The organism is Arthrobacter sp. Y3223065 (genome assembly GCF_059090885.1).
Genome location: NZ_JBNHGC010000001.1, coordinates 571,896 through 590,854 on the forward strand (window position 1 = coordinate 571,896; position 18,959 = coordinate 590,854).

Annotated in this window: 16 protein-coding genes; all 16 read left to right on the top strand. The window is 69.7% G+C overall.

Going from position 1 to position 18,959, the window contains the following annotated elements; translation table 11 throughout:
- The first annotated feature begins 41 nt into the window (after positions 1-41).
- The 16 genes from alaS to pyrF all read left to right on the top strand — a co-directional run bounded on the left by alaS (position 42) and on the right by pyrF (position 18,959).
- Positions 42-2,720 carry an alanine--tRNA ligase gene (alaS, locus tag AC5RUK_RS02590; RefSeq protein WP_494151302.1) on the top strand — a complete coding sequence of 893 codons (2,679 nt, stop codon included), beginning with the start codon at positions 42-44 and terminating at the stop codon, positions 2,718-2,720.
- Between the two features lie 8 nt (positions 2,721-2,728).
- Entirely contained in the window at positions 2,729-3,301 is a 573-nt protein-coding gene (gene ruvX / locus AC5RUK_RS02595) for a Holliday junction resolvase RuvX (RefSeq protein WP_494108900.1), read from the top strand.
- The gene (mltG, locus tag AC5RUK_RS02600) at positions 3,298-4,905 is read left to right on the top strand and encodes an endolytic transglycosylase MltG (RefSeq protein WP_494151303.1); all 1,608 of its coding nucleotides are present in this window, start codon (positions 3,298-3,300) and stop codon (positions 4,903-4,905) included. The genes ruvX and mltG overlap by 4 nt, the downstream gene beginning before the upstream one ends.
- The gene (locus AC5RUK_RS02605) at positions 4,902-5,819 is read left to right on the top strand and encodes a shikimate dehydrogenase family protein (protein ID WP_494151530.1); all 918 of its coding nucleotides are present in this window, start codon (positions 4,902-4,904) and stop codon (positions 5,817-5,819) included. The genes mltG and AC5RUK_RS02605 overlap by 4 nt, the downstream gene beginning before the upstream one ends.
- Before the next feature lie 32 nt (positions 5,820-5,851).
- Positions 5,852-7,051, top strand: coding sequence for a chorismate synthase (gene aroC / locus AC5RUK_RS02610; protein ID WP_493987126.1), 1,200 nt, complete (start codon positions 5,852-5,854; stop codon positions 7,049-7,051).
- Positions 7,051-7,593 carry a shikimate kinase gene (locus AC5RUK_RS02615; protein ID WP_493987127.1) on the top strand — a complete coding sequence of 181 codons (543 nt, stop codon included), beginning with the start codon at positions 7,051-7,053 and terminating at the stop codon, positions 7,591-7,593. Before aroC ends, AC5RUK_RS02615 begins: the two co-directional genes overlap by 1 nt.
- The gene (gene aroB, locus AC5RUK_RS02620) at positions 7,590-8,687 is read left to right on the top strand and encodes a 3-dehydroquinate synthase (protein ID WP_494151304.1); all 1,098 of its coding nucleotides are present in this window, start codon (positions 7,590-7,592) and stop codon (positions 8,685-8,687) included. Before AC5RUK_RS02615 ends, aroB begins: the two co-directional genes overlap by 4 nt.
- 122 nt (positions 8,688-8,809) lie before the next feature.
- On the top strand, positions 8,810-9,373 hold the full coding sequence (gene efp / locus AC5RUK_RS02625) for an elongation factor P (RefSeq protein WP_493987129.1): 564 nt from the start codon (positions 8,810-8,812) through the stop codon (positions 9,371-9,373).
- Entirely contained in the window at positions 9,373-9,792 is a 420-nt protein-coding gene (nusB, locus tag AC5RUK_RS02630; protein WP_493987130.1) for a transcription antitermination factor NusB, read from the top strand. The genes efp and nusB overlap by 1 nt, the downstream gene beginning before the upstream one ends.
- A gap of 361 nt (positions 9,793-10,153) precedes the next feature.
- Positions 10,154-10,750: a bifunctional pyr operon transcriptional regulator/uracil phosphoribosyltransferase PyrR gene (gene pyrR / locus AC5RUK_RS02635; RefSeq protein WP_493987131.1), complete on the top strand. Its 597-nt coding sequence runs from the start codon at positions 10,154-10,156 to the stop codon at positions 10,748-10,750.
- Positions 10,747-11,751, top strand: a complete 1,005-nt coding sequence (locus AC5RUK_RS02640; RefSeq protein ID WP_494151305.1) for an aspartate carbamoyltransferase catalytic subunit — start codon at positions 10,747-10,749, stop codon at positions 11,749-11,751. The genes pyrR and AC5RUK_RS02640 overlap by 4 nt, the downstream gene beginning before the upstream one ends.
- Positions 11,748-13,076, top strand: a complete 1,329-nt coding sequence (locus AC5RUK_RS02645) for a dihydroorotase (protein ID WP_494151306.1) — start codon at positions 11,748-11,750, stop codon at positions 13,074-13,076. Before AC5RUK_RS02640 ends, AC5RUK_RS02645 begins: the two co-directional genes overlap by 4 nt.
- Before the next feature lies 1 nt (position 13,077).
- On the top strand, positions 13,078-13,578 hold the full coding sequence (locus AC5RUK_RS02650; protein WP_494151307.1) for a PH-like domain-containing protein: 501 nt from the start codon (positions 13,078-13,080) through the stop codon (positions 13,576-13,578).
- A gap of 8 nt (positions 13,579-13,586) precedes the next feature.
- Positions 13,587-14,792: a glutamine-hydrolyzing carbamoyl-phosphate synthase small subunit gene (carA, locus tag AC5RUK_RS02655; protein WP_493987135.1), complete on the top strand. Its 1,206-nt coding sequence runs from the start codon at positions 13,587-13,589 to the stop codon at positions 14,790-14,792.
- Complete coding sequence (gene carB, locus AC5RUK_RS02660; RefSeq protein ID WP_493987136.1) at positions 14,792-18,091, top strand: carbamoyl-phosphate synthase large subunit; 3,300 nt, start codon at positions 14,792-14,794, stop codon at positions 18,089-18,091. The genes carA and carB overlap by 1 nt, the downstream gene beginning before the upstream one ends.
- A complete protein-coding gene (gene pyrF, locus AC5RUK_RS02665; RefSeq protein ID WP_494151308.1) occupies positions 18,084-18,959 on the top strand; it encodes an orotidine-5'-phosphate decarboxylase in 876 nt (291 codons plus the stop codon). The genes carB and pyrF overlap by 8 nt, the downstream gene beginning before the upstream one ends.

The window sequence follows — 18,959 nt, forward strand, 5'->3', positions numbered from 1 at the left end:
CCACAACCGTTTTGCACCCCGGAAGGTAAGACACAGGCACCATGAAATCCCATGAGATTGTCCGCCGCTGGCTCGACTTCTTCGAGAAGAAGGGCCATTCCGTGGTCCCCTCGGCGTCCCTTGTGTCGCCGGATCCCTCGCTGCTGTTCACCGTGGCCGGCATGGTGCCGTTCATCCCGTACCTGACCGCCCGCGAGACGCCGCCGTACCCGCGCGCCACCAGCGTGCAGAAGTGCATCCGCACCGCGGACATTGAAGAAGTCGGCAAGACCGTCCGGCACGGCACGTTCTTCCAGATGTGCGGCAACTTCTCGTTCGGCGACTACTTCAAGGAACAGGCCATCGCGATGGCCTGGGAACTGCTGACCAGCCCGGTGGAGCAGGGCGGCTACGGCCTGCCGCCGGAGAAGCTCTGGATCACCGTGTACGAAGAGGACGAGGAAGCACTGGCCATCTGGCGCGACCAGGTGGGCGTCCCGGCCGAGCGGATCCAGAAGTCAGGCAAGAAGGACAACTACTGGTCCACCGGCCAGCCCGGCCCGGCTGGCCCCTGCTCGGAAATCTTCTACGACCGGGGCCCGGAGTACGGGATCGAGGGCGGCCCCATCGCCGACGAGACCCGTTACATCGAAATCTGGAACCTCGTCTTCATGCAGTACCAGCGCGGTGCGGGCATCGGCAAGGAAGACTTCGAGATCCTGGGCGAATTGCCGCAGAAGAACATCGACACCGGCCTGGGCATGGAACGCCTCGCGATGATCCTGCAGGGCGTGGAGAACATGTACGAGACGGACCAGGTCCGCCCCGTGCTGGACAAGGCCGCGGAGATCTCCGGCAAGGAGTACACGAGCGCCGAGTCCGACGACGACCCGCACCACGGCGACGATGTGCGCCTGCGCGTGGTGGCCGACCACATCCGCTCCGCCCTGATGCTGATTGCCGACGGCGTGACCCCCTCCAACGAGGGCCGCGGCTATGTGCTGCGCCGGCTGATCCGCCGGGCCGTGCGCGCCATGCGCCTGCTCGGCGTGGAACGCGCCTGCCTGCCGGACCTGCTGCCGGTCTCCCGGGACGCGATGAAGGGCACATACCCGGAAGTGGCCGACGACTTCGAGCGGATCAGCCGGATTGCCTACGCCGAAGAGAAGGCGTTCCTGCGCACCATTGCCTCCGGCACCGCCCGGCTCGAAGAGGCCGTGAAGGAATCCAAGGCTGCCGCGAAGCCGATCTCCGGCGAGGACGCTTTCACCCTGCACGACACCTACGGCTTCCCGATCGACCTGACCCTCGAGATGGCCGAGGAAGCCGGCCTGCAGGTGGACGAGGCCGGATTCCGGTCGCTGATGGCCGAACAGCGCCAGCGCGCCCAGGCCGATGCCCGCGGCAAGAAGCTGGGCCACGCCGACGTGACCGTCTTCCGCGAGATGCTCGCCGATGGCGAGACCGTCTTCACCGGCTACGACGAACTCACCACCGAATCGACGGTGCGCGGCATCGTCCGCGGCGGCGAAGTGCGCGGTTCCGCCGGCCAGGGCGAGGAAATCGAACTGGTGTTGGAAGCCACCCCGTTCTACGCCGAGGCCGGCGGTCAGGCCGCGGACGTCGGACTGATCACCGGCGACGGGTTCGTGGTCGAGGTGCTCGACGTCCAGAAGCCCGTCAAGGGCCTGAGCGTGCACAAGGCCGTGGTGCGCGAGGGCGAACTGCCCTCCGGCGCCAAGGTGCAGGCCGCCGTCGACGCCCAGCGCCGCCAGGCCGGCGAGCAGGCGCACACCGGCACGCACATCGTCCATGCGGCCCTGCACCAGATCCTGGGCCCGGAGGCGCTGCAGCGCGGTTCCTTCAACAAGGCCGGCTACCTGCGCTTCGATTTCTCCTGGGGCGAGGGCCTCTCCGACGCCGCCAAGTCGGAGGTCGAAGAGGTCTCGAACCTGGCCATCCGCAACAACTTCGAGGTCCAGACCCGCATCATGCCGCTGGCCCAGGCCCGCGAGCTGGGCGCCATGGCGCTGTTCGGCGAGGCCTACGGGGACACCGTGCGCGTGGTGGAGATCGACGGGGCATGGTCCCGCGAGCTCTGCGGCGGAACCCACGTGGAGGCCACCTCGCAGATCGGTTCGCTGACCCTGCTGGGCGAGGCATCGGTTGGCTCGGGGAACCGGCGCGTGGAGGCATTCGTGGGCATGGAGGCCTTCCGCCACATGGCCGCCGAGCGCGCGCTGGTGAACGAACTCTCCGAAATGCTCAAGGTGCCGGGAGCCCAGCTGCCCGAGCGGATCGCCGCCACCCTGGCCAAGCTCAAGTCCGTGGAGAAGGAGCTGGACAAGCTCCGCAAGGAACAGCTGGCCGCCTCGGCTGCTTCGCTGGTGGTCCAGGCCCAGGACGTGGCAGGAGTGCGGCTGCTGGCGCACAATGCCGGCGAACTCAGCGGCGCCGACGACCTGCGCAGCCTGGCCCTGGACCTGCGGACGCGGCTGGGCTCCGACCCGGTCACCGTGGCGATGACGGGAGTGGCCAACGGCCGGCCCCTGATCCTGGTGGCCACCAATGAGGCCGCCCGTGCCGCCGGCGTGAAGGCCGGCGCCCTGGTCAAGACCGCTGCGGGAGTGCTGGGCGGCGGAGGCGGCGGCAAGGACGACGTCGCGCAGGGCGGCGGGTCCGATGCCACCAAGATCGACGAGGCACTGGCCGCCGTGACGGCCGCGGTCGCCAACCGCTAGGGCGTCCGGTGTCTGTTCCCGATTATCCGCGCGGCACCAAACTCGGTGTCGACGTCGGTGCGGTGCGCGTGGGCGTGGCCAGTTGTGATCCGGACGGGATCCTGGCCACCCCGGTGCGCACCCTGAAACGCGATGCCAAGAAAGACAGCGACGTCAGGGTCCTGGTGCGTGAAGCCGCCGAGCGGAAGGCCGTGCAGGTGTTCGTCGGGCTTCCTCGAACGCTTTCGGGCGGGGACTCGGCCTCCACGGAAATGGCCCGCGGCTACGCCCGGAAGCTGGCCGCAGCCCTGGCCGGGGCGGGGTCGGCTGCCCGGGTCAACCTGATCGACGAGCGCCTGACTACCGTGGCTGCGCACCGCGGACTGCGGGAGGCTGGCATGGATACGCGTCAACATCGTAAAGTAGTTGATCAGGTAGCTGCGGTGGGTATACTGCAGCAGGCTATTGACATGCAACGGGCCCAAGGGCAGGACGTGGGGACACCTGTCGCACCGCCCGCCGGCAGCCATGTGCCGGATGCCAGCCATGAGGAGCCGACGATTTCGCACGGACATGACCGAAGCGGGGACCCCGGGACATGAGCAAGCACCCCGACGACTGGAACAACCTGCCATCCCGGCGCGCCGCGCGCGGCCGCCAGGCCGCTGACCCGCGCTTCGATGACACCGTCCCGCCGTACTGGGACGACGACGCTGTGCCCGAATGGGAGGAAGCGCCCGCGGACGAGGCCTGGCCCGAGCCGCCCGCCCGCCCCGCCGCAGCCGCGTCGCCGGTTCCTCCCGGGCGGAACGAGCCTGCCCCCGGCCTCCGGGACGAGCAGGCCGCCGCCGGCTGGGACGAGCCTGCCCCCGGCCTCCGGGACGAACCGGCCGCCGCCGGCTGGGACGAGCCGGCCCCCGGCCTCCGGGACGAACCGGCCGCCGCCTGGCACGACCCGGAGCCGGCCACCGTCGTCCACCAGCAGATCCCTGCCGCGGACGGCGAAGCGGAGCAGGACTGGGACGTGGCCGACGACACCGGCGTGAATCAGGACGACGGACAGATCTACCACGACGGCCGGCTGGACTTTTTCGAGGATGAGCCGGCGCCCGGCCGCAAGGGCAAGCCCCGCAGCAAGCAGAAGGCGCGCCGTCGGCGCAACACGATCATGCTAGTGGTGTTCGCGGTCTTCGCCGCCGGCCTGGTCGGCGTGGTGCTGTTCCTGCAGAACCTGCTCGGCATGGGCGGCGGTCCCGAAGACTATGCCGGCCCCGGGGAGGGGCAGGTGACCTTCACCGTGGAACAAGGGGCCGGTCCGCTGGCCATCGCCGGTTCACTGGTGGAGAAGGACATCGTTTCCAACAGCGAAATCTTCCTGGGCGAGCTGGCCAGCCAGGCGAACGGACGCGAGGTCCAGCCCGGCGACTACCAGATGCAGTACAAGCTGCCGGCCGCGGACGCGGCCGCCATCCTGCTCGCGGACGTGGGGGAGAAGGTTTCCTACGTTGCCATTAACCGCACCTGGCGTCAGGACGAGGTCTTCGACGCCCTGAGCAAGGGCACGAAGATCCCGGCCTCCGAGTTCGCGGAGCTGGCCAAGAATCCGCAGCAGTTCGGGTTGCCGGAGGACGCACGGAACCTGGAGGGGTACCTGTTCCCCGGAGAGTACCGCTGGCCGCTGGACGCCACCGCGGAGGACATCATCGCGGAACTGGTCGCCAACACCAAGGAGCGGCTGACCAGTGACGGCATCACCGACCCGCAGGATCAGTTCCGGGTGCTGACCATCGCCAGCATCATCGAAGCCGAGGCCGGCGAGGCCGACTACGCCAAGGTCGCCGGGGCCATCCAGAACCGGCTGAAGCCTGACAACACCGAAACGAACGGCCTGATCCAGTCCGACGCCACGGTCACGTACGGGCTGGGCCGGAAGGGCTACGACATCACGCCCGAGGAAAAGGCCGACAAGTCGAACCCGTACAACACCTACGCGCACACCGGGCTGCCGGCCGGGCCGATCAACTCGCCCGGCGGACCTGCCATCGACGCGGCCGCCAACCCGGCCGACGTGCCCTACTACTACTGGGTGACGGTCAACCTGGACACCGGCGAGACCAAGTTCGCTGAGACGCTGGCAGAGCACAACGCGTACACCAAGGAATACCAGCAGTGGTGCAGCGAGCAGGAAGAGGGCCGGTGCAGTTGACCGCCCGTCCCGCGGACGGCGGGCCTGCCGGGAGGCAACCCGCTGCCCGGCAGCTCCAGGCGGCGGTGCTTGGCCATCCGATCGGCCACTCGCGGTCGCCTGCCCTGCACCGCGCCGCCTATGAGCTCATCGGCTTCGACTGCAGCTACCGGGCCATCGACGTCACGGCGGACCGCGTGCCGCAGTTCGTGCAGGGGCTGCGCGCGGAACGGGACTGGGCCGGGTTGTCGGTGACCATGCCGCTGAAGGCCGCCATGGTCGGCCAGATGGACCGGGTCAGCGAACTCGTGGACCTGCTGGGAGTGCTCAACACCGTGGTTCCCGAGTACGACGGCGAGGGACGGGTGACGCTCTCCGGTCACAACACCGACGTGGCAGGCATCGTCGGTGCCCTGCGCCACGGCGGTGTCGCAGAGGGCGGCGTGCCGGCAGTGATCCTCGGGGGCGGCGGCACCGCCGCAGCGGCCGCCGCCGCGCTGGCGGACCTGAAACCGTCCGAGGTGATCCTGTGCCTGCGGAACCCGGCCAGCGCCGGGAGCGTGCAAGGCATCGCCCGCCACTTCGGCCTGCCGCTGCGGGTGGCCGGGTGGGACCAGGCCACCACCGTGCTGCGGCGGGCCGGGACAGTGGTCTGCACGCTGCCGCCGCGGGCCGCCGATTCCCTGGCCGCGGAGCTGGCGGCGGAGGCCGGAACGGACCGGAGCGGCCGCGTGTTGCTCGACGTCGCCTACGATCCCTGGCCCAGCGAACTGGCGGCCGTCTGGCATCGCCACGGCGGGTCGGTGGTCCATGGGTTGGAAATGCTGATCTACCAGGCCGTGGAGCAGGTGCGCTTGTTCGCCGGCGATCGCTTCACCAACGCCGCCGAAGTCACAAATGTGATGTGTGACGCGGTAGGTGCACCGCGGCGCTAAACAGCCCGCCGATGCATGGCAGTATTGAATCCATGTTGCGTTGGTTAACCGCCGGTGAATCCCATGGTCCGGCCCTGGTAGGAATTATCGAAGGCGTCCCTGCCGGCGTCGAACTGACCGCAGCCGAGGTCCAGGATGCCCTGGCCCGGCGGCGCCTTGGCTACGGCCGCGGTGCCCGGATGAAGTTCGAAAAGGACGAGGTCACCCTGGTGGGCGGCGTCCGCCACGGCCTGACCCAGGGCGGCCCGGTGGCCATCGAGGTCGCCAACACCGAATGGCCGAAGTGGGAAACCGTCATGTCCGCCGATCCGGTCGATCCGGCCGCACTGGAGGACCTTGCCCGCAACGCCCCCCTTACCCGGCCCCGGCCGGGCCACGCCGACTTCACCGGCATGCAGAAGTACGGCTTCGACGAAGCCCGCCCCGTGCTGGAACGTGCCAGCGCCCGGGAGACGGCGGCGCGGGTGGCCTTGGGAACCGTCGCCGCGAAATTCCTCGCCGCGCTGGGCATCCGACTGGTCAGCCACACCACCGCGGTCGGCCGGGTCTCCGTTCCGGAAGGCCGCCCGGTTCCCGGGCCGGGCGATGTCCTGGCGCTGGACGAAGATCCGCTGCGCTGCTTCGACGCGGAGACATCCGGGGCCATGGTGCTGGAAGTGGACCAGGCGCACAAGGACGGCGAAACCCTGGGCGGCGTGGTGGAGGTACTGGCCTACGGCCTGCCGCCGGGACTGGGCAGCTACGTGCACTGGGACCGCCGGCTGGACTCCCGCCTGGCTGCAGCCTTGATGGGGATCCAGGCGATCAAGGGCGTCGAGGTCGGCGACGGCTTCCTCACCGCCGCCCGCCGCGGATCGGAAGCCCATGACGAAATCGTCCGCGACGAAAAAGGCACTATCGTCCGGGCCAGCAACCGGGCCGGCGGCATCGAGGGCGGCATGAGCATCGGCGAAACGCTGCGCGTCCGCGCGGCCATGAAGCCGATCGCCACGGTGCCCCGCGCGCTGGCCACCATCGATGTCACCACCGGAGAGCCGGCCAAGGCCCATCACCAGCGTTCGGATGTCTGCGCGGTGCCGGCGTCCGGCGTCGTCGCCGAAGCCATGGTGGCCCTGGTGCTGGCCGAGGCCGTGACCGAGAAGTTCGGCGGCGACTCCGTGCGCGAGACGGCACGCAACCTCCAGTCCTACCTGGCAGCGATCCCGGAGTCGCTGGATTCGATCGGCCGCTAGTGGCAGCCGGGCAGCCGATCAAGCTGCGGCGCCACCTGGTCCTGATCGGCCCGATGGCGTCCGGCAAGTCGACGCTGGGCAGCCAGTTCGCCAGCCGGCACGGCCTCGCTTTCGCCGACAGCGACAAGCGGCTCGTCGAACGGCACGGGCCGATTACCGCCATCTTCACCTCGATGGGCGAGCACGCCTTCCGCGAGCTCGAGGCCCGCGAAGTGGCGGCGCTGCTCGCCGCGGGCAAGCCGCCGGCCGTGGTGTCGCTGGGCGGCGGCGCCATCCTGGACACCGGCACGCAGCAGTTGCTGGCCGACTGCACCGTGGTTTTCCTGGACATCGACGTGGACACCGTGCGGCCGCGCATCATCAAGGACACCGGCCGGCCGCTGCTGGCCGGCGACCCCGTGGGCCGCTGGATCGAAACCTTCGGGCAACGCCGGCCGGTCTACGAGCGCCTGGCCGACGTGGTGCTGGACACCCGCGGCAAGACACAGCAGCAATTGCTGGCCGAACTGAGACAACTGCTTGATGAAAGGCACGAACAGTGAGCAACACCGCCGAGGCAACCACCATCCCGGTCACCGGGAACACGCCCCAGGAAGCGTACGACGTCGTCGTCGGCCACGGGCTGCTGGGCCGCCTGCCGCAGGTACTGGGGGAGCGGGTCCGGAAGGTCCTGGTGATCCACCCTCGGGCGCTGCGTGCCACCGGCGACGCGGTGCGCGAGGACCTGGCCTCCAACGGTCTGGAGGCGCTGACCGCCGAAATTCCGGACGCCGAGGAGGGCAAGCACATCCAGGTGGCCTCGTTCTGCTGGCAGGTGCTGGGCCAGAACGACTTCACCCGCTCGGACGCCATCGTGGCCGTGGGCGGCGGTGCGGTCACCGACGTGGCCGGCTTCGTGGCCGCCACCTGGCTGCGCGGCGTCAAGGTGGTGCACATCCCCACCAGCCTGTTGGGCATGGTGGACGCCGCGGTGGGCGGCAAGACCGGCATCAACACCGCCGAGGGCAAGAACCTGGTGGGCGCGTTCCACCCGCCGGCCGCCGTGCTGGCCGACCTGGACGCGCTGCAGACACTGCCGCCCAACGAACTGGTCACCGGCCTGGCCGAAGCCGTCAAGTGCGGGTTCATCGCCGACCCGGCCATCCTGGAGGTGATCGAAGCCGATCCCAAGGCCGCGAGCACCGCCGGCACGCCGCAGCTGCGGGAGATCATCGAACGGTCCATCCGGGTCAAGGCCGCAATAGTCTCCACCGACCTGCGCGAGTCGGGACGCCGCGAATTCCTGAACTACGGGCACACCCTCGGCCACGCCATCGAGCTGGCCGAGCGCTACCAGATGCGCCACGGCGCGGCCGTCTCGATCGGGCTGGCCTTCGCCGCCGAGCTGTCCCGGATGGTGGGCCGGCTGGACGACGCCACCGCCGACCGGCACCAGGCGATCCTGACGTCGCTCGGACTGCCCGTTTCCTACCGCCGCGACCGCTGGGCCGCGCTGCTGGACGGGATGAAGCGGGACAAGAAGGCCCGCGGCGACCTGCTGCGGTTCGTGGTGCTGGACGGCCTGGCCAAGCCCGGGATCCTGGAAGTGCCGGACACCTCGCTGCTGTTCGCCGCCTACCAGGAGATCGCCGAGTAGCCCCGGCCGCCGCCGCCGCCTTCGGGCGGCAACCCGCCAGCAGGTAGAATGTCTGCTGGACTTCGCTCCGGGCCGGGCGGACTTTCCGCCCGCGGCCCGCCATCATCGACGAAAGTGAAACTGTGGCCACAACCAACGACATCAAGAACGGCACCGTGCTGAAGCTGGACGGCCAGCTGTGGAACGTCATTGAGTTCCAGCACGTGAAGCCGGGCAAGGGCGGTGCGTTCGTGCGCACCAAGATCAAGAATGTCGTCAGCGGCAAGATCCAGGACAAGACGTTCAACGCCGGCCTGAAGATCGAAACCGCCACGGTTGACCGCCGCGATTACACCTACCTGTACAAGGACGGCGACGACTTCGTCTTCATGGACGTGCAGGACTACGACCAGGTCACCGTCCCCGGTCCCGTGGTCGGCGACGACGAGAGCTTCCTGCTGGAAAACATCAAGGTCAACATCGCCATGCACGACGGCATCCCGCTTTACATCGAGCTGCCCGCCTCCGTGGTCATGGAGATCACCTACACCGAGCCCGGCCTGCAGGGCGACCGTTCCACCGGCGGCACCAAGCCCGCCACGGTGGAGACCGGCTACCAGATCCAGGTTCCGCTGTTCCTGGAGACCGGCACCAAGGTCAAGGTCGACACCCGCACCGGCGACTACCTGGGACGAGTCAACGACTAGTGAGTGCTCCCACTTCTGCCCGCGGCAAGGCCCGCCGCAGGGCCGTCGACGTCCTCTTTGAAGCCGAGCAGCGCGGCGTGTCCGCCGCCGAGGCGCTGGCCGGGCGGGGCAAGACCGACCAGGTGATCAACCCCTACACCGCGCAGATCGTGGAGGGTGTCGCCGCGCTCCAGCCGACCATCGACGAGTTCCTGGCCACCTACGCCCAGGGCTGGACACTGGAACGGATGCCCGCGGTGGACCGCATTATCCTGCGGGTCGGCTCCTGGGAACTGCTCTACAACGACGACGTCCCCGACGGCGTAGCGGTCAGCGAGGCCGTGGAACTGGCCAAGACGCTGTCGACCGACGAGTCGCCGTCCTTCGTCAACGGACTCCTGGGCCGGCTGCAGCAGCTCAAGCCCACGCTCCTGGCCTGACTCCGGCCTCACAGCCACCATCCCCACGCGCGACGGCGGGTGCCCCCTGCGGCGTCCGCCGTCGCCGCGCGTTGGCCACCACCCCCTGCCTGCGCGGGTGAGTTTGGCGCTGCGCGAGTGGGCTTCGGCCCTGCGCGGGTGAGCTTGGGCCCTGCGCGGGTGAGCTTGGGCCCTGCGCGGGTGAGCTTGGGCCCTGCGCGGGTGAGCTTGGGCCCTGCGCGGGTGAGCTTGCGCACATCGTCCGCGGATCGCCGTCGCATAGCCGTCACGAACGCTCCGTGCCGACCCGGCCGTGGTAATTTTGAGGGCGCAAGCAACCTTTAAATTCCGTCCAGTGAGGCGGGGAAGGAGGCGGCAACAGATGAACACGGACTCCCCGGCGCAGCAGCCGGCATCGTCGCGCGTTGTACTTGCCGAAGCGGACATCAACCGCGCATTGACCCGTATCGCCCACGAGATCCTCGAGGCGAACAAGGGCCCCAAGGACCTTGTCCTGCTGGGCATCCCGCGCCGCGGCTACCCGCTGGCCCGGCGGCTGGCCGCAAAGATTGCCGCCGCCGACCCTTCCGTCGCCGCCGAAGAAATCATCGGCCAGCTCGACGTGACCATGTTCCGCGACGACCTGCGCCGCCATCCCACGCGTTCCCCGCTGCCCACCCAGCTGCCGGCCGACGGCATCGACGACAAGGTCGTGGTGCTGGTCGACGACGTGCTCTATTCCGGGCGCACCATCCGCGCCGCCCTGGACGCCCTGGTGGATCTGGGCCGGCCGAGGATCGTGCGGCTGGCCGTCCTGGTGGACCGCGGGCACCGCGAGCTGCCGATCCGCGCCGACCACGTCGGCAAGAACCTCCCCACCTCCTCCAAGGAGAAGGTCCGGGTCCGGCTGGCGGAGACCGACACCAACAACGGCGCGCCGGCGACCGACGAAGTAGTGATCGAGGACGTCAGCGCATGAAACACCTGCTCTCCACCGCCGACCTGGCCAAGCAGGACGCGGTGCGGATCCTGGACACTGCCGAGGAGATGTCAGCCGTCTCCCAGCGCGAGGTCAAGAAACTGCCCGTGCTGCGCGGCCGCACCGTGGTCAACCTCTTCTTCGAGGACTCCACCCGCACCCGCATTTCCTTCGAGGCGGCCGCCAAGCGGCTCTCGGCCGACGTGATCAACTTCGCCGCCAAGGGGTCGTCCGTCTCCAAGGGCGAATCGCTCAAGGACACCGCCCAGACCCTGGAAGCGATGGGCGCCGACGCCGTCGTCATCCGGCACTGGGCCTCCGGGGCCCCGGCGCGGCTGGCAGGTTCGGGCTGGATCGACGCCGCCGTGGTGAACGCCGGCGACGGCACCCACGAACACCCCACCCAGGCGCTGCTGGACGCGTTCACGCTGCGGCGCACCTGGGCCAGGCTCACGGGCATCCCGTCGACGCGGAGCGACCTGGCCGGCATGAAGGTGGCCATCGTCGGGGACATCCTGCACTCCCGGGTGGCCCGCTCCAACCTGTGGCTGCTGCGCACCCTCGGCGCCGAGGTCACCATGGTCGCCCCGCCGACGCTGCTGCCGGTGGGCAGCCGCCAGTGGCCGTGCACGATCAGCTACGACCTGGACGCCACGCTGGCCGAGGGCACGGACGCCGTCATGATGCTGCGCGTGCAGGGGGAGCGGATGAACGCCGCCTACTTCCCGTCCACGCAGGAGTATTCGCGGCGCTGGGGGTTCGACGACCGCCGCCTGGCGGCGCTGGACGCCTCCGGCCGCGCCGGCACCATCATCATGCACCCCGGCCCGATGAACCGCGGGCTGGAAATCTCATCGGCGGCAGCCGACTCGCCGCGGTCCACCGTGCTGGACCAGGTACGCAACGGTGTCGCCGTGCGGATGGCCGCGCTCTACCTGTTGCTCTCCGGCGGCACCGAATCCGCCGCCCCCGCACCCACCGCCACCCAGGAGGCCAAGTGACCGAGTCCAGCGAAACCACCTACCTGATCCGCGGGGCTTCGCTGACCGGCGGGGAGCGCGCCGACATGCTGCTCCGCGGCGGGAGAATCGTGGAGGCGGGCACCGCCCTGAGCGCGGCCGGCGCCGTCGAAATCGATGCCGACGGGCTGATCGCGTTGCCGGGCATGGTTGACCTGCACACCCATCTGCGCGAACCGGGCCGCGAGGACGCGGAGACGGTGGAGACCGGCACCCGGGCGGCGGCCCTGGGCGGCTTCACCGCGGTGCACGCCATGGCCAACTCGACGCCGGTCGCCGACACCGCCGGCGTGGTCGAACAGGTGTACACCCTGGGCCGGACCGCCGGCTGGGCGGACGTCCGCCCGGTGGGCGCCGTGACCGTGGGCCTGGCCGGCGAACGGCTCGCCGAGCTCGGCGCGATGGCCGACTCCCGCGCCCGGGTCCGGGTCTTCTCCGACGACGGCATCTGCGTTTCGGACCCGGTGCTGATGCGCCGCGCGCTGGAATACGTCAAGGCGTTCGACGGCGTGATCGCCCAGCACGCCCAGGAGCCGCGGCTGACCGACGGTGCACAGATGAACGAGGGAACCGTGTCGGCGGTGCTGGGCATGACCGGATGGCCCGCCGTCGCGGAGGAGAGCATCATAGCCCGCGACGTGCTCCTGGCGCAGCACGTGGACTCCCGCCTGCACGTGTGCCACGTCTCCACGGCCGGATCGGTGGAGCTCATCCGCTGGGCCAAGGCCCGCGGGATCAAGGTCACCGCCGAGGTCACGCCGCACCACCTGTGGCTGACCGACGAACTGGTCCGCAGCTACGACCCGGTCTACAAGGTCAACCCGCCGCTGCGCACGGACGAGGACGTGCAGGCCCTGCGCGCCGGCCTGGCCGACGGGACCATCGACGTCATCGGCACCGACCACGCGCCGCACCCCTCCGAGGCGAAGGAGTGCGAATGGGCCCAGGCGGCCATGGGCATGACCGGGCTGGAGACGGCGCTGTCCGTCGTGCAGCACACCATGATCGAAACCGGCCTGATCGGCTGGGCCGACTTCGCCCGGATCACCTCCGCCATGCCGGCCCGCATCGGCCGGCTGGCCGGCCAGGGCCGACCGCTGGCCGCCGGATCGGCCGCCAACATCACCCTGGTGGACCCCGCGGCCCGCTGGACGGTGGACCCTTCCGCGATGGCCACCAAGGGCAGGAACTCGCCGTTCGCCGGCCGGGAGCTGCCCGGCCGCGTGGTCGCCACGTTCCTCAACGGGCACCCCACCGTGCTGGACGGCGCCCTGAACACCCCGGCACGCCCGGCAGGGGAGGCCTGACATGGACCAGATCCAGGCCGGCCTGGTGATGCTCGCCGTCGCCCTCGGGCTCATGGCGCTGGTGGCCGTCGGCTGGCGCAACCGGCTCAAGCGGCAGCGGGACATCGCGCCGCTGCCGCAGGTCCCGGCGGACACCGCCAACCCGACCGGCTACTACGAAGGCATGTACGTGGTCACGACGACGGCGGGGGACTGGCTGGACCGCGTCGCCGTCCACGGCCTCGGCATCCGGACCAAGGCGGCGCTGCGGACCTATCCGCACGGCGTGCTGATCGAGCGACCCGGCTCCACGGACCTCTACATTCCGGCCGAAAGCATCTCCGATGTCCGGACCGAGAGCGGCATGGTGGGCAAGTTCGTGGAGTCCGAGGGCCTGGCCGTGATCACGTGGAAGCTGGGGGAGCGCGAGGTCGACACGGCCTTCCGCACCCGGCAGGCCGCCGAGAAACAACCGCTGCTGGCGCAGCTGCAGACATACCTACCCGCCGTACAGGAAGACTAGGACACATCGTGAGCGCAGAAACAACTTTCCTCTCCGCACCGGCGCTGCTGGTGCTCGAAGACGGCCGGACTTTCCGCGGCCGCAGCTACGGCGCCCAGGGCACCGCGCTGGGCGAGGCGGTCTTTTCCACCGGCATGACCGGCTACCAGGAGACCATCACCGACCCGTCCTACGCCCGCCAGCTGGTGGTGCAGACCGCGCCCCACATCGGCAACACCGGGGTGAACGACGACGACGCGGAATCCCGCAAGATCTGGGTGGCCGGCTACGTGGTCCGCGACCCGGCCCGCCGGCCCTCCAACTGGCGCTCCGAGCGCAGCCTGGACGACGAACTGGTCAACCAGGGCATCGTGGGCATCCAGGGCGTGGACACCCGCGCGCTGACCCGCCACCTGCGCGAGCGCGGCGCGATGAAGGCCGGCATTTTCTCCGGCGACGCGGCCGCCCGCCCCGCGGCGGAGCTGCTGGCCGAGGTCGCCGCGCAGCCGGCGATGGAAGGCGCCCGGCTCGCCGAAGAGGTCAGCGTCACGGAAGCCTACGTCGTCGAACCGGCCGACCACGGCTGGGAAGGTGAGCCGCGGTTCACCGTCGCCGCCCTCGACCTGGGCATCAAGGCCATGACCCCCGTCCGGTTCGCCGAGCGCGGGATCCGGGTGCACGTGCTGCCCGCCACCGCCAGCTTCGAAGACATCCAGGCCGTCTCGCCCGACGGCATGTTCATGTCCAACGGGCCCGGCGACCCGGCCACGGCCGACCGCCAGGTGCTGCTGCTGCGCAAGGTGCTCGACGCCGGCCTGCCGTTCTTCGGCATCTGCTTCGGCAACCAGATCCTGGGCCGCGCCCTGGGCTTCGGCACCTACAAACTGCGCTACGGCCATCGCGGCATCAACGTGCCGGTGATGGACCGGCGCACCGGAAAGGTCGAGATCACCTCGCAGAACCACGGCTTCGCCGTCGACGCCCCGCTGGACGGGCCCACGCTGGCCCCGGAGGAGCGCTTCGGCCGGGTCGAAGTCAGCCACGTCTGCCTGAACGACGACGTCGTCGAGGGCCTGAACTGCCTGGACATCCCCGCCTTCTCCGTCCAGTACCACCCGGAGGCCGCCGCCGGGCCACACGATGCGGCGCCCCTGTTCGACCGTTTTACCGACCTGATGAACTCCCGCCGAACCCAGACCGGAACCGCTTCCGAGACGACGAAGGAAAGCAAGTAATGCCCAAGAGAGAAGATCTGAAGTCCGTCCTGGTCATCGGTTCCGGTCCCATCGTGATCGGACAGGCGGCCGAGTTCGACTATTCCGGCACGCAGGCGCTGCGGGTGCTGAAGGAGGAGGGCCTGCGGGTCATCCTGGTCAACTCGAATCCGGCCACCATCATGACGGACCCCGAGTTCGCCGATGCCACCTACGTGGAGCCGATCACCCCGGAGGTGGTCGAAAAGATCATCGCCAAGGAGCGCCCGGACGCCCTGCTGCCCACCCTGGGCGGCCAGACGGCCCTGAACACCGCGATAGCGCTGGACAAGAACGGCGTGCTGGACAAGTACAACGTGGAGCTGATCGGCGCCAACATCGCCGCCATCGAACTCGGCGAAGACCGGGAGAAGTTCAAGGGCGTGGTGGAGCGCTGCGGCGCCGAATCCGCCAAGTCCGTGATCGTGCACTCGATGGACGAAGCCTTTGCCGCGGCCGAGGAGCTGGGCTACCCGATGGTGGTGCGCCCGTCCTTCACCATGGGCGGGCTCGGCTCCGGCATGGCCTACAACGCGGAGGACCTGCGCCGGATCGCCGGCGCCGGCATCCAGTACAGCCCCACCAGCGAGGTGCTGCTCGAAGAGAGCATCCTGGGCTGGAAGGAATACGAGCTCGAGATGATGCGCGACAAGAACGACAACGTCGTGGTCGTGTGCTCGATCGAGAACTTCGATCCGGTGGGCGTGCACACCGGCGACTCCATCACCGTGGCCCCGGCCATGACGCTGACCGACCGCGAGTTCCAGAAGCTGCGCGACATCTCCATCGCGGTGATCCGGGAAGTCGGCGTCGACACCGGCGGCTGCAACATCCAGTTCGCCATCGAACCGGACACCGGCCGCGTCGTGGTGATCGAAATGAACCCGCGCGTGTCCCGGTCCTCGGCGCTGGCTTCCAAGGCCACCGGATTCGCGATCGCCAAGATCGCCACCAAGCTGTCGCTCGGGTACACGCTGGACGAGATCCCGAACGACATCACCCAGCAGACCCCGGCCGCCTTCGAACCGGCGCTGGACTACGTCGTCGTCAAGGTTCCGCGTTTCGCGTTCGAGAAGTTCCCGGCCGCCGACCCGACGCTGACCACCACCATGAAGTCGGTCGGCGAGGCGATGGCCATCGGGCGCAACTTCACCGAGGCGCTGCAGAAGGCGCTGCGGTCGCTGGAGCAGAAGGGGTCGCAGCTCGAGTTCGACCCGGTCAACGACTATGACGTGCCCGAACTGCTGGCCAAGTCCAGGGTCGGGTCCACCGAGCGGCTCTCGATGGTGCAGCGGGCGCTGCTCGGCGGTGCCACGGTCGAGCAGGTCTTCGAAGCCACGGCGATCGACCCGTGGTTCCTGGACCAGCTGCAGCTGATCAACGAAGTGGCCACCGAAATCCGCCGCGCACCGGCGCTGACCGAGGACATCCTGCGGCTGGCCAAGCGGCACGGCTTCTCCGATGAACAGATCGGCAAGCTCAGCCACACCAGCGAGGCAGTGGTCCGCGGGGTCCGCCACGCGCTGGGCATCCGCCCGGTGTTCAAGACGGTGGACACCTGCGCCGCCGAATTCGCCGCCTACACCCCGTACCACTACTCGTCCTACGACGAGGAGGACGAGGTCGAGCTGCACGCGAAGCCGTCCGTGATCATCCTCGGCTCCGGCCCGAACCGGATCGGCCAGGGCATCGAGTTCGACTACTCCTGCGTCCACGCCACCATGGCGCTGCGCAAGGCCGGGCACGAGACGGTCATGATCAACTGCAACCCGGAGACCGTCTCCACCGACTACGACATCTCCAACCGCCTGTACTTCGAGCCCCTCACGCTCGAGGACGTGCTGGAGGTCATCGCGGCGGAGGAGCGCACCGGCGGCGTGCTCGGCGTGTTCGTGCAGCTGGGCGGCCAGACGCCGCTGAAGCTGGCGCAGGCGCTGGCCGACGCAGGCATCCCCATCCTCGGCACCTCGCCGGAAGCCATCGACCTGGCCGAGCACCGCGGCGCCTTCCAGCGGGTGCTGGATTCGGCCGGCCTGATAGCCCCGAAGAACGGCACCGCCGTGTCCTTCGAGGAAGCGAAGAAGATCGCCGACGAGATCGGCTACCCCGTGCTGGTCCGCCCGTCGTACGTGCTGGGCGGGCGCGGCATGGAGATCGTCTACGACGAGGCCAACCTGTCGCGCTACATCGCCAACGCCACCGAGATCACGCCGGACCACCCGGTGCTGGTGGACCGCTTCCTGGAAGACGCGATCGAGATCGACGTCGATGCCCTCTACGACGGCAAGGACCTCTACGTCGGCGGCATCATGGAGCACATCGAGGAGGCCGGAATCCACTCCGGCGACTCCGCCTGTGTGCTGCCGCCGATCACCCTGGGCGCCGACGTCCTGGACCGGGTGCGCAAGGCCACCGCCGCCATCGCCGAGGGCGTGGGGGTGCGCGGCCTGATCAACATCCAGTTCGCGCTGGCCGCGGACGTGCTCTATGTGATCGAGGCCAACCCGCGCGCTTCCCGCACCGTCCCGTTCGTGTCCAAGGCCACCGGCGTGCAGCTGGCCAAGGCCGCGGCACTGATCGGTACCGGCGTTGACATCGCCATGCTGCGCAGCGTCTACAAGGTGCTGCCGGAGACCGGCGACGGTTCCCGGCTGCCGCTGGAGGCGCCGGTGGCGGTGAAGGAGGCGGTGCTTCCGTTCAGCCGCTTCCGCACGCCGGAGGGCACCGTCGTCGACTCGCTGCTCGGCCCGGAGATGCGCTCCACCGGCGAGGTCATGGGCATCGACAAGTACTTCGACACGGCCTTCGCCAAGAGCCAGGCCGCGGCCGGCAGCGCCCTGCCGACGTCCGGCAAGGTGTTCGTCTCGGTGGCCAACCGCGACAAGCGCTCCATCATCATGCCGGTGAAGCTGCTGGTGGACCTGGGCTTCGAAATCCTCTCCACCGGCGGCACGGCCGAAGTGCTGCGCCGCAACGGCATCCAGTCCACCACCGTGCGCAAGATCGCCGAAGGGCGCTCCGACGAGGGCGAGGGCACCATCGTGGACCTCATCACCGAAGGCCGCATCGGGCTGATCCTCAACACCCCGTCCGGCGGCCAGGCCCGCGGCGACGGCTACGAGATCCGCGCTGCGGCGACGTCGGTGGGAACGCCGATCATCACCACGGTGTCCGAGTTCGGTGCCGCCATCCAGGCCATCGAAGCGATGCGCCAGTACGAGTGGGACGTCACCAGCCTGCAGGAGCACGCGGAGAACCTGAAGGCCGCCTTCCATGCCTGAGCCGCACGACCGGCCGCAGCCCGCCACCTTCGGGCGGCGGCTGCGGGCTGCAATGGAGGCCCGCGGGCCTTTGTGCGTGGGCATCGACCCGCACCCGTCGCTGCTCTCCGCCTGGGGACTGAACGACGACGCCGGAGGGCTGGAACGCTTCTCCCTCACCGTGCTGGACGCGGTGGGGGAGCAGGCTGCCGCCCTCAAGCCGCAGGTGGCACTGTACGAACGGCACGGTTCGGCCGGCCTGGCGGTGCTGGAGAAGCTGCTGGCGGCCGCGGCCCAGGCCGGTGCCCTGACGATCGCCGACGCCAAGCGCGGCGACATCGGCTCCACCATGGCGGCCTACGCCGACGCGTGGCTGCGGGACGGCTCGGCGCTGGCGGCCGACGCCGTGACGCTCAGCCCCTACCTCGGGTACGGATCGCTGCGGCCCGCGCTGGATATGGCGGCGGCAACCGGCCGGGGAGTGTTCGTGCTGGCGCTGACCTCCAACCCGGAGGGCGCCAGCGTGCAGCACGTTGGCGGCGCCGAGTCCGTGGCCGCCCGGATCGCGGAAGCGGCGGCCGCCGACAACGCGGAGGCCGGCCGCGCATGCGAGCTGGGCTCCGTCGGCCTGGTGGTCGGCGCCACGGTCCGGGCCGAGGTGATGGAACGGCTCGGGTTGGACCTGGCGGCGGTCAACGGGCCGCTGCTGGCCCCCGGGCTGGGCGCACAGGGTGCCACCGGGGCTGACATCGCGGCGGCCTTCGGCTCCGCCGTCGGGAATGTCCTGGCCACCTCCAGCCGGGACATCCTCCAGGCCGGCCCGGACACCGCCGCCTTGCGCGGGGCCGCCGGCCGCACCCTGGCCGGTTTGTCGGGCCTCGCGGGCTGA